Origin of the sequence: Phyllobacterium myrsinacearum, assembly GCF_002980555.1 — a bacterium.
GTDB lineage: Bacteria > Pseudomonadota > Alphaproteobacteria > Rhizobiales > Rhizobiaceae > Phyllobacterium > Phyllobacterium myrsinacearum.
The window spans coordinates 23,745-38,655 of sequence record NZ_PVBT01000002.1 but is presented as its reverse complement, the minus strand read 5'-3'; the positions used below and the strand labels follow the sequence as shown (position 1 = coordinate 38,655).

The window sequence follows — 14,911 nt, the reverse complement described above, 5'->3', positions numbered from 1 at the left end:
TGCCCCATTTGACCAGTTTCATTGAGAGAAGACAGGTATGACCGACAAAAAACTCGCCTGGACAACAGCTGCGTTGTTGACTGCTTTGATTATGAACGGTGCAGCGGACGCCCAGGAGCGGGTCATCCCTCCCCGAGTTCTGCCTGCACCGGCTGACGTCAGTCCGCAGATCCAGGGGCTTGCAGGCCTGCCTGTGCCGGAAAACTATAATGTTTTGCCCAAGACTGCCGAGGAGTGGAAAGCACGCCAGAACGCCAGTCAGGCAAGCGGAACCAAGACTGCCACGGATATGGCGGCTCGTCTGCACGTCAAGGTTTCCGCCAAAACCATGGGTGGCGTGCCGGTATTCGATATTCTACCCGAGACTGTGGCGCCGGAGAACCGCGACCGGCTCCTCATCCACGTCCACCCCGGATGCTATGTTCTTGGCGGTGGCCCTGCGGCTACCGTCGAGGCCATCCTCATGGCCAGTTTCGGTCAATTTCACGTCGTTTCAGTCGACTATCGGATGCCACCGGCAGCTTATTTTCCTGCTGCTCTGGATGATGTGGTTGCAGTGTGGAAGGCAGCGTTGAAGACTCACAAACCGTCACAGATGGCAGTGTTCGGTTCATCGGCCGGTGGTGCGCTTACACTTGGGATGGTACTTCGGGCCAGAGAGCTGAAACTGCCTCTGCCTGGCGCCATAGGGCCCGGTACGCCGATGGCCGAGCTCACGGGTGTTGGCGATAGCTTTGCCACGAACGCCATGATTGACAATGTGCTGGTCGCGCGCGACGGCATCTGCGAGCCTGCCGCCCGATTTTACGCGAACGGCCACGATCTCAAAGATCCGCTCCTTTCGCCTGTATATGGCAACTTCAAAGGGTTCCCACCCGCCATCTTGACGACGGGCACACGTGATCTTCTACTTAGCAACACCGTTCGCGTGCATCGAAAGCTGCGGGAAGCGGGGGTCGATGCGCAACTCCAGGTGTTCGAGGCGATGTCTCACGCCCAGTACATCCGTGACGATACCGCTCCGGAAACCCGTGAGGTGTTCCAAGAGATTGCCGCCTTCTTCGATCGGCATCTTGCCCGCTGATATCCTCTTCAGTCTTGCGTGCGTCATGATCTCGGACTGGCTCTGGGCGGGTGCCACAGTGACCGCTGCACAACGCTTGGTAGTGCCACTGAGCAACGACACCTTGCTGCGGGTCGTGCCAAACATGCCAGTCATCGACATAAGCTCTCAATGCCACCCACGTCGATGATCGGACGTTTCGCCGCCATCGTCGCTGCGGCACGCTCGCCTGCGATCTGGAAGAATGCAGGACCGTCAAACTACTGCAGGACCGTGAAATTGCGACCGTTGCTGCTTGGCTGACAGGCCATCCTGGGATTGAAGTTGTTTCACACGATCAACACGCCTATACGGCGAAGAGAGCTGCCAGGTATCCAGCAATTCCTGCACCTAATGGGCCCGCGTCGGCGACCCCGGGTTTCTGTGTAAGTCAAAAGCTTGGGATCAACAGTGTTGCTGCCTACCGTCTGCCTCATCCTTGCCGGCCACAGGAGCAAGGGTGGAAAAGCGCACGACGATCCATGGCTTTTGAATATTCTCTGCTGTCTTAACATATCAAAACATATCGCCGCGTGACTTTTCCGGCATTTACACGACAATAGAAAACGATGACCAGCGGCTGTTTATCAGTCGCTTCTGAGCGAGGCATAGCATGGTCGCTAATTTGCATCTCATTGTACCGAATATAGTTTCCCGCATTCTGCTCGTTGAAGATGATCAAGAGATTGCTGTGATGGTGGTGGAGATGTTGAGTGACAACGGCTTTCAAGCTATCGCTGCTGGTTCTGCAACCGACATGGACGCTTTGCTGCGCAAGCAGTCTTTTGATCTCATCGTGCTTGATGCCATGTTACCGGGCGAAGACGGCTTTAGTATCTGTCGCCGGCTTCGGGCAACATCCGTCACACCGATCATCATGCTCACAGCACTCAGTGATGATATTGATCGCATCGTCGGCATCGAGATTGGAGCCGATGACTACATTACAAAGCCTTTTAATTCCCGCGAGTTGTTGGCTCGCATAAAAGGATTGCTGCGCCGCTCCTCTTATAGCGCCGAGCCACGCTCTCAACAGAGCCCCATGCAGTTCGCTGGCTGGCTGATTGATCCTGCCTTGAGGCAACTCCTTAATCCCGATGGTGTGCACGTATCCATGACCACGGCAGAATTCGACGTGCTTCTCGCGTTCTGCCGCAACCCGGGCCGTATCATGACCCGCGAGCAGCTATTGGGATTGACACATGCAGGTACAGCAGGCCCGGTGGAGCGCAGTATCGACGTTCATGTCAGTCGCGTGCGTCAAAAGATTGAACCCAGTGTACACGAGCCGACGATGATCAAGACCGTTCGATTGGGCGGTTACATGTTCACTCCAAGGGTGAAGGACTGCTAGTGTTTGAAAAGTTCAAAGCCCGCTCCATTCGTTGGCAGATCGTGGTTTCGGCGATTGGTCCCGTCCTGCTTGTTGCCTTTCTGACCATCATTACCCAGCCCTTTACACTGTATGCTCCCGAAAGCTTGTCCTATGCCCGCAACACGGCCTTGAAGATCGAGATGGTCGCGCAGCAGATCCGAGCCGCCAGTACGCCGGAGCAGGAGGCTGCGATCCTGGATGTCGTCTCGAAGACTGGTCTTCAGGTCGAGGAGGTGTCGATTGCTGAACTTGCACCCGTCGCATCGCCGCCGGTCCCTCGCCAGGACGTACGACAGATTGTCAGAGACAATCTACCCGATACGGTAATCACGAATTTTCGTTCGGATACCTCTTCCGGCCGACTGCACAATGTGCTCGTCGTTGGCATTGGCGAGGATAGAGCCTTGGCGTTCCTGCCCTCACCTCCTCCGCCAGCCTCCTGGATCACCGATAAACAGATCAACCTTATTTTGAAAGTAATCGTCGTCCTCCTGCCCGTGCTTCTTCTCTCGCTGTGTGCAGCATCCATGATTACTGCACCTCTCCTACGGTTTGCAGATGCCGCAGAAAAACTGAGGCCCGACGATGGGCCAGACAGACCCTTCGAAGAGGAGGGCGCTGCAGAAATCCGAACGCTCGCAAAATCGCTGAACGATATGCGCAGCCGTGTGAGAAGTATGGTGCATGACCGCACCCAGATGCTGCGAGCGATCAGTCACGATCTTCGGACACCGCTGACACGCTTGCGCCTGCGCGCTGAACGCTCTACGCAACCGGAGCTTAGGGCAGCGATACTTACTGACATCGCTGTTTTGAGTGACATGATCGAGGATACACTGACCTATCTGAACAAGGGAATGGTCACCGAAAAGCTTCTGAACGTCGATCTGCCCAGTCTGTTGGGCACGGTGTGTTCCGACTTTTCCGATATGAGTCACAATCTCAAATATGCGGGACCGGAACGCTTCGCGTATCGCTGCAAGCCGCGATCACTGGCGCGAGCTGTTACGAACCTTGTCGAAAACAGCACTAAGTTTGCAAAGAGAATCTCAGTGACGCTGTCCGTCATTGAGAGTGGCACAGTGCGCATAAGCGTCGTTGATGATGGTCCCGGGCTGCCGGCGAACCTGCGCACGCGGGTGCTTGAGCCCTTCTTTAAGGGTGACATCGCCAGAACCTCAGCCGATCGTAGCGGGTTTGGGCTCGGTCTATCAATTGTTGATGATATCGTGCGCGCGCATGGCGGCAAGATCGAACTCCTGAATGTCAAACCGCATGGCCTTAATGCCCAGATCGATCTTCCGGCACAAAACACCATGCCCGCCGGGCAAATGCGGACCAAATTCCTCGACCACGTCCAGCAGCACAATCAACGAGTCTGAAGCCTCTGAAGCGGCCTTCACAGTCAAGCAATCGCGCCACTTTTTTGCTCCATTTGCGTAAACAAACTTAATATTAGGAAACACAAGGCAACGCGGTTTTGTAGATAACTTGCGCACGACGACGGCACACATGTGCCTGTTGGAAAGCCCAGGAGTTTCACCCGAATGTCTTTGTTCCTTCAATCCGCGGCACCAAGGTTGCCGAAGCCGTGCATCGTTCGATTGCCGCGCGGTAAGGATATTACCCGCATAAATATCGCAACACAAAAGCATAAGTATGCTTACCTGGCACTGCCCATGGCTCTGGTGGTTGGAGCTTGCACGTCAGTGCCTCTAAAGGAAGCTGGCACTTTGACGTCCTACGATCGCCTTGGCACTGTGAAAGGAAAATTTACCCAATCCCGCACCTTCGTTGATGGAACAGGTCTCGCCGGTTTAAAGACGGTCAAGATCGTGCCCACAACATTTGCCTTCGGTTTGTCGTCGCGTGTTCACCGCGCTGAGGATCGTGCATTGGTGGCAAACGCTCTGGATCGCGCTGTCTGTGTTGCGCTGAGCGACAAATTCCAGATCGTAGGATCAAGCCAGCCAGCGGATTTGACGGTACACACGGTGGTCACAGACATCGTCCCGACAAACAAAGCAATTGCTGGATTATCAACGGCCGTCTCACTTGGCAGTAGCGCAGTCTTACCAGTCAGCATTCCCCGTCTCCCGCTTGGGCTCGGTGGACTTGCGGTGGAAGCGGAGGCCATTGATTTTAGCGGCGTGCAGCGTGCTGCGGTAGTCTGGTCCAAAGGCGCGAATTCAATTGTGAACAAAGCCCGGGTTTCTGACGTTGGCGACGCCTATGGATTGGCTTCCAATTTTGGCAATTATTTCTCCCGGATGATCGTGAAGGGCAAAGAACCCTCAGATATACAGTTTGCATTGCCTTCCGGGCAAAAAATGAAATCGATGCTCGGCGGCAAACCCAAATATGCTGCCTGCGAGACTTTTGGCCGGGCTCCCGGCCTGATGGACGTTATCGGTTCCAAATTTGGTGCTCCCCCCTCCTGGACCGACAAGTCCGGCAGAATACAGAACAATCTGTCCCCATCGAAGTGATCAAACCTTCGGCATCTGCAATACTTTAATTGCTCTCAAATCAATGATGTAGGTTCATGGCAGAACGCGCATATTCCGGCAACTGCCACGACCCTCCCCTGTCTTTGTTTGAAAGCTTTGTGATTAGCTGTGGAATTCGAAGAGAGCATGCCAAACCTACTCCAAAATGGAGCGCCTCTATTCCCAACTGGGTTTTGGGCATTGCCAAACGAAGTAACGATGATTTTACGGTTTGTATCTCGTTGACAAACGGTCTCAGCGCAGTTTCGTAATTGGCAAGCGCCAAAGGCAGGTTATTGCTGCTTCGATTGATCTCACCCGCTAAAATATAAGCCCCCACTAGCGCCCCGGATACGCCCATGCCGCTGAAGGGAGACGCACAATGTGCGGCATCGCCAGCGAGTACCACTCGGCCCTTGGACCAGCTATCCATACGCACCTGCACCACTTCCTGGGAGTAAAAGAAGCCGGAGGTCGTCATTCCATCGACAAATCGCCCGGCCTGCCAACCTGCGTCTCGGAATTTGCTGGCCCAGAACTGCTTTTGGCTCTCCACCGGCTCTTTATGAATGGCTGATGCTTCGGGCGACGTCTCCCTGAGCACGAAGTAAACCTGGGTCTGCGTCGGATTATGGCTCCTCCGCATGATCATCCTGCCCCCGGTCGCGTTGTAGGTCTCGCGGATGTTACCGTCCGATGCGATCCGGGGAATGAACCAGTAGGCCATGTGTATCCCCATAGGCAGGTATGGATCAGAATATCCTCCTGGCAGCATGGCGTTGCGAACGCGCGAGCCTTGACCATCGGCTCCAATCAGAAGGTCAAATTCGGCAGAGGAGCCATCAGAAAAATGTGCGGTGACACAATCCTGGTCTTGCTCGGCATGCTCAACCGATTTTCCGAAAACATATTCCACATTATTTTTCGTCGCGTCATAAAGAATGCGCACAAGATCTCCACGCATGATTTCGTATTCGGATGTCAAAGACTGTGCGCCTTGACCTGACGTGTTGGCCAAGAGCGTTGCCCTCGCCTTGCCTTCAGCATTGACAAGTGCCACACCGGCTTCGTCCACACGCTTGCTGTGTATGACGTCCAAAAGTCCCATGCGTTGAACTGCATCGATGCCCTGACCGCGAAGGTCAACTTGAGCACCTGCGGCCCTAAGGGCCGGGAACCGTTCAAATACGACGACCCGGTGCCCAGCGCGGGCAAGCCAGTAAGCCAGACTCGGTCCTGTTATTCCAGCTCCGCAAATGAGGATTCTTAGGCTTTTGCTCGCGATTGCACGTTCCATATCATTCCTAAATCTATCAGTGATAGGTTATTTGCAATATTCCCTATCACTGATAAACTGTCAATATGAGAAAGTTGAATCGTGAAACTGTCATCGCTGAAGCACTTGCCCTGCTCGATGAAGTCGGCTTGGACCGTATCAGCACCCGGCTGTTGGCAAAGCGGCTGGGGGTTGAGCAACCGTCGCTCTATTGGCACTTTCAAAAGAAAGACGCGTTGCTTGCCGAAATGGCACAAGCTGCAATGGCGCCCCATGCTCTCGCTCCGCTACCGATAATCGGCGACAACTGGTACGATTGGTTCCTTGAAAATACGCGCAGTTTTAGGAGAACCCTGCTAATGCGCCGTGACGGGGCGCGGCTACATGCCGGAACATATCCAGGCGAGGCAGACACTCAACGAATTATTCACAAAATTGCATTTCTGGTCTCCTGCGGCCTGTCCGAGCAACATGCTAAGATCGCGATGCTTGCAGCCAGCCACTTCACGGTCGGCAGCGTATTGGAAGAACAGGCGGCCAGTGCGATAACGAGCAGTGCGACTGCTCATCCGCAGATTGACTATGAAGCTGCTTTCGAGGAGGGGTTGGTGTTAATCCTTGATGGGCTCGCTGTGCGAGAGCGGCGCGGATAGGCTTTGGTGCACTGGTCGCGGTTTGATTAGATTTCAAACAAGCCGACGGAAGTTGCCTTTGGTTACGCCATACTCAATCGCAAGCTTAGCTGATACATGCATGTCGGCCGCGGGGAAAACCCACGCTCGGCATGATTGGACCAATTTCGCATCCAGTATATCAGTCGTGGCAATCCTTCACCGCAAGGCCATACCGTGGCGATCAAATCTGTGAACAAAGCCGTCAGCAGGAGACAGACCAATCCTATCGCCGATCTTTACGCCAGGTGAACCCGACATGCGCACGACGAGTGGCCCAGCAACATCAGACCGTGTATGCACGTGCGATTCCGCGCCAAGATTTTCGATGACTTCGACCGTAGCCTGCCACAAGCCACTTTCTTGAACAATACGAATATGTTCCGGCCTTACACCGATGGTCCCGGCACCCAGCGCAGCGGCAGCTTCGCCCTCGATACGGTTCATCCGCGGCGCACCGATGAACTCGGCAACGAAGAGGTTAGCCGGACGTTCGTAGAGTTCTTGGGGTGTTCCGACTTGTTCGATCTTACCGTGATTGAGCACGACAATGCGATCCGCCATTGTCATGGCCTCAACCTGATCGTGCGTGACGTAGATCATCGTGGCCCCAAGCTGTTGGTGCAGTTTCATGATCTCGAGGCGCGTACTACTTCGCAAGGCTGCATCGAGATTGGATAGAGGTTCATCAAAGAGAAAGGCCGTCGGATTGCGCACGATGGCTCGGCCAATCGCAACGCGCTGACGTTGGCCGCCAGAAAGTTGTGCGGGCCGACGATCCAGAAAGCGCGTGATATCGAGAACGTGCGCTGTTTCCTCGATGCTGCGGTTGATAGAAGCTTTGGCCTCGCCTGCCATTTCCAATGGAAAGGCCATATTCTGCCTGACCGTCATATGCGGATAAAGCGCGTAGGACTGGAACACCATGGCAAGGCCACGATCGCCGCACGGGGTTGTGGTGATATCCCTACCTTCGATGTAGATGCGTCCGCCACTGACTTGTTCAAGCCCGGCGATGAGCCTTAGAAGAGTCGACTTGCCACTGCCCGATGGGCCGACGAAGACAACGAACTCTCCCTTGCCGATCTCGAGGTCGAGAGGCGGTATGACGGTGATGTCGCCGAAGACCTTGCTGGTTCCGTCGAGTTTGATCTGAGCCATAGTTACTCCATTTTACTTTTGCACCAGCTTAACCCTTGACCGCGCCTGCGGTCATGGATCCGGTCAATTGTCGATAAATGAGGCACCCGAGGATAGCGGGCGGCATCGCGCCAAGGACCATCACCGCCGATGCAATCCCCCATTGGACGCCGCCGCCACTTGCAGAAAAGAAGAATGAAGAGCCTACAGTAATCGGAACCGCCTGCCGCGTCGTCAACATCAGGCCGAAAAGATACTCGTTCCATGCGGTGATGAAGCCGAAGATGAAGGCTGTAACGATAGCCGGGCGGATAACGGGACCTACGATGCGCCTCAGAATAACGAAGGCGCTGGCACGATCCATGCGCGCTGCCTCATCGATCTCACCCGGAATATCGGAGATCGCGTTCACCATCATCATCAAGCTGAGTGGCAGGTTGACTATGGTGAGTATCAGCCCGAGACCGATGCGGGTATCGAGCAAACCGACAAACTGGAACATCATGTAAAGTGGGATCGCGAACACAACCAGCGGCACTGCACGCAGGTTTGCGACTACCGGTAGCAGGTGTTTTTTTCCTACCCCGGTACGCACGATGGCGTAGGCCGCAGGCAACGTCAGCAGCAGCGCCAGAAAAGAGCCTATGAACGCGGCGACGGTGCTGTTGAAGAGATAGGCATAGATATTAAAGCGGCTCGTGTCGGTCAGGACTCTCGCATAGTTGGCAAATGTCGGTGCCTGAACAATCAGGCCCGGATTCATGGCGATCTCTTTGGCACTCTTGAACGAGGTGATTAGCGTGACGATCACAGGGAAATTCATTGCGATCGCCGCTATGCCAAAGACGAGCCAACGTAAAATGTTCATGCGGCAACCCTCCGCCGTTCCCGGTAAGATTTCAGCATCCCGCCTGCATAAAGAACGATAAGCGAGGTGAAGAACAGCAAGGCAGAAGCCGCCACGGCCTGTCCGATCTGTCCTCCCTTGAAGAAGGACTGATAGATGTAGATCGACAGGGACGTAGTCGAACCGCCCGCGCCCGCGCCCGTCAATGTGAAAACATTGTCGAACACGCGGAAGCCGTCGATGAAGCGGATGCCGAGCGCGATTGCGATCGTGGCCTTCATCATCGGTAGTTCGATACGCCAAAGGATTCGCCACGCCCCCGCTTTGTCCATTGCTGCCGCTTCCCGGATTTCAGAAGAGATCGAGATGTAGGCAACATGGAAAAGCAGAAAAGCGAATGGTGTCCATTGCAGCACCTCGACGACCACCAGTGTCCAGAAGGCATGGCCAGCGTCAAGGAACGCAGGACTCGTCCCAGACCAGAGTGTCAGATAGTAAGGCAACGGACCTGCGAATTCATGCAGCACAAGGCGATACATGAGGCCAACCATTGAGGGCGCTACCATCATCGGCAGCATCAAAATGGCGATCGTCCAGCCATAACGGCAGACAATGGGAGACAGAAAGATTGCGAGCGCGAGACCCAGAGCGCATTCGATGAAAGCCGTCAGCCCCCCGAAGCGCAGCGAGAACCAGCACGCAGACCAAAACTCCGGATCAGCAAGCACCGTTCCGAAATTGCGAAGCCCTACCAATTCCGGCGCACGCATGGTCTGAAAGGTGACGTCCGATAGCGCGTAGACGATATCGACGAGCGCCGGGAAGCTCAAGAAAACAAGCAGGAAAGTTACAAGCGGCACCAGGAGAAGCCTGCCTTCACGCTGCTGGGGAATCGTTCGCATCATGCGCTCTTCCATGAAAAGGTGCCCGGGTGAACTTGCGCCCGGGCAGTTTCATTTACTTCAGGAGGTCAGTCATGCTCTGGCTCGCAGCCGAAAGCGCCGCATCAAGGCTCTTCTGACCAGCCCAATAGGCGGTGAACTCCTTGGCCTGCACTTCGTAGATCGATAGCGCCTTGGCAGAGGTAGCACCACGCATGACGTAGCCATAGCTCCCCGCGAACTGGCCGAGCTTAACAAGATCAGGGCGATCAACGGCGATCTTTTCTACGACGGAGGGAGCAAGGGCTGGTGATCCACCCGCTTTGGCATAAGTCAGCGCTGCGTCTTCTGTTGCCAGCCACTTCAGGAAGCGGACCGCGCCCTCTTTGTGCTTGGAGTTCTTGTTGAGGCCGAGACCGAGGCCGTGGATGTGATCCTTGCGGCCTTCCGGACCAGCGGGAGGAGCCACGATTGCCGTATCCTCGGCAACAGCCGGTGCCTTTTCCGGGTTCATCAGTTCGCTGGCAGCAGCATTCCACTGCAGGGCTGTCGCAACCTGGCCGGATACCCAAGCAGCATTGGTTTCGGGATATTCGTAACTCAACGAATCCTTCGGTGTCGCACCGGCATCATAAAGCTTCTTATAGAGTTCCAGGCCAGCGCGGTAAGCGGGCGAGTCAACAGTCACCTTGCCAGATTCGTCCGCCCAGTTTGCACCGTACGCACGCGGCAACGACTGGAACACCATCATATTGAACAGCAGGTTCTTCATCTGCAGCACGGTGCCATACCGAACCGGGCTGTCGGGGTTCACAGATTTTGTGAAATAAAGTGCAGTCGCCGCCCAGTCGTCCCACGTCCATTCGTCCGGAGCCTTGGGTTCGAGGGTTTTGCCAAGATACTTCTGGGATATCTCCGCGTACTTCGCCTTGGCTCCCTGATCAGCCATCAGCGCATCAATCAGATCCTTGCGATAGTACATGAAGTGCAGCGACAGGTCAGTTGGCACGCCGTACTGCTTGCCCTCGAATTGCATGGTTTCGAGGATCGGCTTTCCGAATACCTTTTCCGCATCGGCACCAAGATCGACCGGCTCCATGAATGGCGCATAGCGTCCAATCGAGTAGGTTGCGATGACATTGATGTCGAAGGCATCGGACCCGGCTGCCAGATCTGCCTGCAGTTTGTCGTAGAAGCCGTCGCGATTAAAAAACAAAAGTCCGACTTTGTCCTCAGCGGGAGTCCCCGGAAGCGCATTGTACGACTCGACCGCGGCACGAAGAGCCGTCTCTTCGGACCCGCCCGGCCAGCCCAGCACAGTGACTTCGGCGGATGCTATTCCCGGAAGCGCAGCGAACGAGATGACCGCCGCCACACCGGCATACAACAGGTTATGCAATCTATTCATGTGACTTTCCCTTCTAGAAGCTCATCTTTTTTTGTTTTGTTAGAGTGCCAAATCTGCAATGCCGACGATCCCTGCCCTTGGTCCCAGGGTTGCCGCCCGCAACTCGGGCATGGCGGATGGACCAATGGCCAAAATTTCAGCTTTCACCTTGTCCAGGAAGCCCGGGGCGAGGCCCACACCCCCGCCAATGACAATCCGCGCGGGATCGATTGCCAGTTGAATGTCGCAGCACAGACGTGCGAAACGCCGGGCAACGCCGCCGATAATGGCGACCGCCCATGCATCGCCTGCATCCGCAGCAGAAAACACTTCCCTTGGCTCGCATTCGTGCCCCTGCCGCTTCGCCTCGGCAGCGATCCATGGTCCGCAGATCCGGCTTTCCAAAGGTACGTTGTCGCCGGATGGGCCCCACATTTGACCAAAATGGCCGGCAACACCCTGCAGCAGCCGACCACCGGAAACGATGCCACCGCCGAGACCGGTAGACACCGTCATGAAGACCAAATCGGAACCATCAGAAGTCGCTTTGAATTCCCCCCACGCAGCGGCCTGAGCGTCGTTGGCAGCCACGACAGGCACACCCAGCAATTCAGTAGCACACGCAACCAAAGGAAACTCGCCTTCGATTCCCAGCGTCGCCTTGTTCATCGCTCGCCACATGCCGTTCCGAACTGCGCCCGTCACGGCAATGCCTGCAGCGGTGTAGCGCCCATGCCAGACGGTTGTGGCGTCTGCGATGGCGGCCAGCCATCCTTCGGGTGATCCACTGCGGTCGGTAGCAAGGACAACGGTGTCGAGGACCTCTCCCCCTTGCACGAGCGAAGCCATGGTCTTGGTACCACCAAGATCGACGGCGAGTACTACAGGGGCGGGCTCATACGCCTCGTTAAGGGCATCACGGAACCAGGCGGTTATGTGCTCGGTTCGGGTGATGGCGGAGCCGACAACGACACATGAAGCGCCAGCGCGGGCTGCGGCCTGCGCCTGTTCGATCGTGCGTATGCGCCCCTCCGCAATCACATTGGGTGTCAGTTGGCGAAGCTCTGCAATAAGACTGATATCGGGATCGACAGGCTCCGGACCACCAGTGTAACCGGACATTGTCGTACCTACAAAGTCTGCTCCGGTCGCCAATGCCCGGCGGGCATCATCGATACAACTGCAATCCGCCATCGAAAGCTTGCCAGCGGCACGTATAGCCTGCGTCAGCGCTTCTACCGTCACAGGGCGCACCCGGTCGGTCGCATCGAACGCAATAACATCGGCTCCGGCCTGAGCCAAAGCTGCGACGTCGTCGAGAAATGGCGTGATCCGAACGGGGCTCTCGTCAAGATCACGCTTGATGAGGCCGATGATCGGGGCGCCGGTTGCCGCGCGAACGGCTGCAACATAGCGTGCCGATTCGATGCGAAGCGCAGCCGCGCCAGCCGAAAGTGCTGCCAACGCAAAGCCGACCACATAGGGACTATCGTCCATGGCACCGCCTGATACCGGCTGGCATGAAACGATCAAAGCATTCTTCAGTGTATTTTTCAGCTTGGTAGAGCTGTTGCCGGAATCTTTGGATTTCAAGCGTCAAGCTCCATCGTTTGCGAGTGTTCCAGATATTGCGCCGCCGTCCCATCCAGCACGATCGTGTTGTTGGAGTGCCGGATAGCCTTCGCTGCGCCCAGAACCGATGCCCGGGCAAGAGCTACAATGTGTTTGACCGGGTGCAACGGACTTCCATACGCGACTTGGCGCGAGACGATATGATCGCCGCACAGGCCTTCAAAGATATTCGACACTGTTAGTTCCCATCTTATTTCTTACACATAAACTAAGAATAATAACATTATTCGTCAATGTTTTTTTTCGTATGAAAATTTCCGCCAAAACGAATCCTGACTTAGAAGGAGTCGAAGCTGCAGCATCAAGAAATTCCGTCAGATGCTGCGGTCAGTCACACTTTGTGCAGTCTCGCGGATGGTATCAAGGCGCTCGGGAGCTGCCTTGGTAATATAGGATCCAAGGGCATCGACAATCAGCAGTTGGCTGATTTTGGAAGGAAAAGCCCCTCCCGTCAGCGGAGTCTCCGGCCAGGATGCAAGAAGGACAAAATCGCAGACTGCAGCAAGCGGGCTTTTGACACGGCTGGTAATGCCAACGACCCGCGCACCTCGCGCATGCGCCAGTTCCGCAATCTTGACCGTGTCGATCGTTGATCCTGAACTTGAAACAAGGAAATAGACGTCGGCAGGCCCCGAAGTCGCCGCCGCCATACTGGCCAGATGTGCGTCGCGGGCAATATGCGATCGAAGTCCGAGCCGCGCCAATTTATATTCAAGATATTGCGCCGTGATTGCCGATGCGGCGACACCGAAAATCTCGATATGGCGAGCACTAAGCAATTCATTTGCAACAGCTTCAATGTTACGCCGATCCAAAAGCCTTTCCGTCTCGTCAAGCGCTATTCGCGCAGTTTCGATGAGATCGAGCACGGGATCGCCTTGCAAACTATTTGCATTCGGCTGCTGCTGGGTTGCCAGCTCTTGCGCCATGGCCAGCTTGAAATTCTGGAAGCCGGTAAAGCCGAGTTCTCGACAGAATCGCATGACACTGGCTTCCGAGGAATGCGCATCTTCGGCAAGTTCGGTGATGCTCTTGTAGAGAACAGCTTGAGGATCTTCCAGCGTGTAGTGTGCAACGCGTTGCAACGCCCGTGTCATATTGGGGGCCCGCGAGCGGATACTAGCGATAAGCGCCATGTGTAGAGCTGGATCCAAGGCCGTTTCCTCATAAATGCTCCCCAACCCAAAAGCGCTGAGCCAGAGAAAATATTGTGACATTGCTTTATCGCCGCGGAATCACCGGTAATTCATCCTGCCTTTTCTAGAAAATACGCTGAACCAACCCAAGAAAAAAGTGTCGTACACTGCGCCAGGCCAAGAGTGACTTCAGCTTTCCCTGAAACAGGTCGTCGCATATCGCGATTCCGTTCTCTACAGGAAGTAGAAGAAAGTGTCTCTGTTGATTTCAGGCAATGTCGAGCCTGACGTTCACTTCATCGCAGTCGTAGGCAGGCGCGATCAGCGCCTACTTTGGCTCGATGTTCCGCATTAGAAATTCGTCTTGATGATCGAGCCGCTATCCCTTGTTAGTTAGGCATTGCAAAGATCAATGGATCCTGCGGCGCCCAAGCCAGCCGACGCGCGGATAGGCAGTCGAAAAGCGCCAATGAATTTCAGGATATTCCGGCTTGCTTACCCCGATAGGGCTGCCCAGTCGCTCAGGATAAGATATTCCGGATTGCCCGTAACGAGCACGACATACTCGATACCCCCTCCCTCTTTAGCAGTGTGACTTTAACTTGTTGGTCGACGCAGTTCGCTCTTTGAGTGATTTTTCAAACCGCTACCAGGACCGCTACCAGGTATGCGATTACCAAATCTCGCAAAGTAAGATCTGAAGGTTTGGTGCTCATCCTGCAACATACGGATTATTCACGCAGCTGTTACAATGATGCGTTGCGCAAAACTGCAGGGCAACGATCTTCTACTTGGCTTCCCGTTTGTGGAGGAGTGCAGGCCTAGGAAGATCATTCTGCCTGCAATCACGACAATCGAGCGTTTGTGCGCGAATGCACTTGTCGAGGCCGAGCGCCTTTATGCCACAACAATTGCCGCTGATAAGGCCGCGTAATTTGCGGCCTTTACCGCATGCCTACACATAAAACAGTGCAA

The 14,911-nt window shown here is 55.2% G+C and carries 13 protein-coding genes; 5 read left to right on the top strand and 8 right to left on the bottom strand.

The genetic code is table 11. From position 1 onward, the window contains the following. The first annotated feature begins 37 nt into the window (after nucleotides 1-37). From C5750_RS07135 to C5750_RS07120, 4 genes are all read left to right on the top strand, one after another. On the top strand, nucleotides 38-1,084 hold the full coding sequence (locus C5750_RS07135) for an alpha/beta hydrolase (protein ID WP_105733200.1): 1,047 nt from the start codon (nucleotides 38-40) through the stop codon (nucleotides 1,082-1,084). Nucleotides 1,085-1,715: 631 nt separating this feature from the next. Further along, nucleotides 1,716-2,456: a response regulator gene (locus C5750_RS07130; protein WP_105733199.1), complete on the top strand. Its 741-nt coding sequence runs from the start codon at nucleotides 1,716-1,718 to the stop codon at nucleotides 2,454-2,456. Beyond that, nucleotides 2,456-3,859, top strand: a complete 1,404-nt coding sequence (locus tag C5750_RS07125; protein WP_105733198.1) for an ATP-binding protein — start codon at nucleotides 2,456-2,458, stop codon at nucleotides 3,857-3,859. Before C5750_RS07130 ends, C5750_RS07125 begins: the two co-directional genes overlap by 1 nt. Before the next feature lie 297 nt (nucleotides 3,860-4,156). Beyond that, the gene (locus C5750_RS07120; protein WP_245421068.1) at nucleotides 4,157-4,966 is read left to right on the top strand and encodes a DUF3313 domain-containing protein; all 810 of its coding nucleotides are present in this window, start codon (nucleotides 4,157-4,159) and stop codon (nucleotides 4,964-4,966) included. A 40-nt stretch (nucleotides 4,967-5,006) separates the two neighbouring features. Here the strand turns inward: C5750_RS07120 and C5750_RS07115 are convergent, their stop codons facing one another. Next, complete coding sequence (locus C5750_RS07115; RefSeq protein WP_105733196.1) at nucleotides 5,007-6,263, bottom strand: FAD-dependent oxidoreductase; 1,257 nt, start codon at nucleotides 6,261-6,263, stop codon at nucleotides 5,007-5,009. A 65-nt stretch (nucleotides 6,264-6,328) separates the two neighbouring features. Here C5750_RS07115 and C5750_RS07110 point away from each other — a divergent pair, with 65 nt between their 5' ends. Then, nucleotides 6,329-6,895, top strand: a complete 567-nt coding sequence (locus tag C5750_RS07110; RefSeq protein WP_105733195.1) for a TetR/AcrR family transcriptional regulator C-terminal domain-containing protein — start codon at nucleotides 6,329-6,331, stop codon at nucleotides 6,893-6,895. 177 nt (nucleotides 6,896-7,072) lie between these two features. Here C5750_RS07110 and C5750_RS07105 read toward each other — a convergent pair whose 3' ends face one another. The 7 genes from C5750_RS07105 to C5750_RS07075 all read right to left on the bottom strand — a co-directional run bounded on the left by C5750_RS07105 (nucleotide 7,073) and on the right by C5750_RS07075 (nucleotide 13,936). Further along, entirely contained in the window at nucleotides 7,073-8,074 is a 1,002-nt protein-coding gene (locus C5750_RS07105) for an ABC transporter ATP-binding protein (RefSeq protein WP_105733194.1), read from the bottom strand. Between the two features lie 28 nt (nucleotides 8,075-8,102). Further along, nucleotides 8,103-8,921 (bottom strand): carbohydrate ABC transporter permease, encoded by an 819-nt coding sequence (locus tag C5750_RS07100; RefSeq protein ID WP_105733193.1) that lies wholly within the window; start codon nucleotides 8,919-8,921, stop codon nucleotides 8,103-8,105. Next, nucleotides 8,918-9,817, bottom strand: coding sequence for a carbohydrate ABC transporter permease (locus tag C5750_RS07095; RefSeq protein WP_245421024.1), 900 nt, complete (start codon nucleotides 9,815-9,817; stop codon nucleotides 8,918-8,920). Before C5750_RS07095 ends, C5750_RS07100 begins: the two co-directional genes overlap by 4 nt. A gap of 40 nt (nucleotides 9,818-9,857) precedes the next feature. Then, a complete protein-coding gene (locus tag C5750_RS07090) occupies nucleotides 9,858-11,189 on the bottom strand; it encodes an extracellular solute-binding protein (RefSeq protein WP_105733192.1) in 1,332 nt (443 codons plus the stop codon). A gap of 39 nt (nucleotides 11,190-11,228) precedes the next feature. Continuing rightward, complete coding sequence (locus C5750_RS07085; protein WP_105733191.1) at nucleotides 11,229-12,761, bottom strand: putative N-acetylmannosamine-6-phosphate 2-epimerase; 1,533 nt, start codon at nucleotides 12,759-12,761, stop codon at nucleotides 11,229-11,231. After that, nucleotides 12,758-12,976, bottom strand: coding sequence for a beta/alpha barrel domain-containing protein (locus C5750_RS07080; RefSeq protein WP_105733190.1), 219 nt, complete (start codon nucleotides 12,974-12,976; stop codon nucleotides 12,758-12,760). Before C5750_RS07080 ends, C5750_RS07085 begins: the two co-directional genes overlap by 4 nt. A 138-nt stretch (nucleotides 12,977-13,114) precedes the next feature. Beyond that, nucleotides 13,115-13,936 (bottom strand): MurR/RpiR family transcriptional regulator, encoded by an 822-nt coding sequence (locus C5750_RS07075; protein ID WP_105733189.1) that lies wholly within the window; start codon nucleotides 13,934-13,936, stop codon nucleotides 13,115-13,117. Nucleotides 13,937-14,911 lie beyond the last annotated feature (975 nt).

Coding starts and splice junctions, on each gene's coding strand:
- C5750_RS07135 (WP_105733200.1), top strand. CDS start 38: ATGACCGACAAAAAACTCGCCTGGACAACAGCTGCGTTGTTGACTGCT.
- C5750_RS07130 (WP_105733199.1), top strand. CDS start 1,716: ATGGTCGCTAATTTGCATCTCATTGTACCGAATATAGTTTCCCGCATT.
- C5750_RS07120 (WP_245421068.1), top strand. CDS start 4,157: ATGGCTCTGGTGGTTGGAGCTTGCACGTCAGTGCCTCTAAAGGAAGCT.
- C5750_RS07115 (WP_105733196.1), bottom strand. CDS start 6,263: ATGGAACGTGCAATCGCGAGCAAAAGCCTAAGAATCCTCATTTGCGGA.
- C5750_RS07110 (WP_105733195.1), top strand. CDS start 6,329: ATGAGAAAGTTGAATCGTGAAACTGTCATCGCTGAAGCACTTGCCCTG.
- C5750_RS07105 (WP_105733194.1), bottom strand. CDS start 8,074: ATGGCTCAGATCAAACTCGACGGAACCAGCAAGGTCTTCGGCGACATC.
- C5750_RS07100 (WP_105733193.1), bottom strand. CDS start 8,921: ATGAACATTTTACGTTGGCTCGTCTTTGGCATAGCGGCGATCGCAATG.
- C5750_RS07095 (WP_245421024.1), bottom strand. CDS start 9,817: ATGGAAGAGCGCATGATGCGAACGATTCCCCAGCAGCGTGAAGGCAGG.
- C5750_RS07090 (WP_105733192.1), bottom strand. CDS start 11,189: ATGAATAGATTGCATAACCTGTTGTATGCCGGTGTGGCGGCGGTCATC.
- C5750_RS07075 (WP_105733189.1), bottom strand. CDS start 13,936: ATGGCGCTTATCGCTAGTATCCGCTCGCGGGCCCCCAATATGACACGG.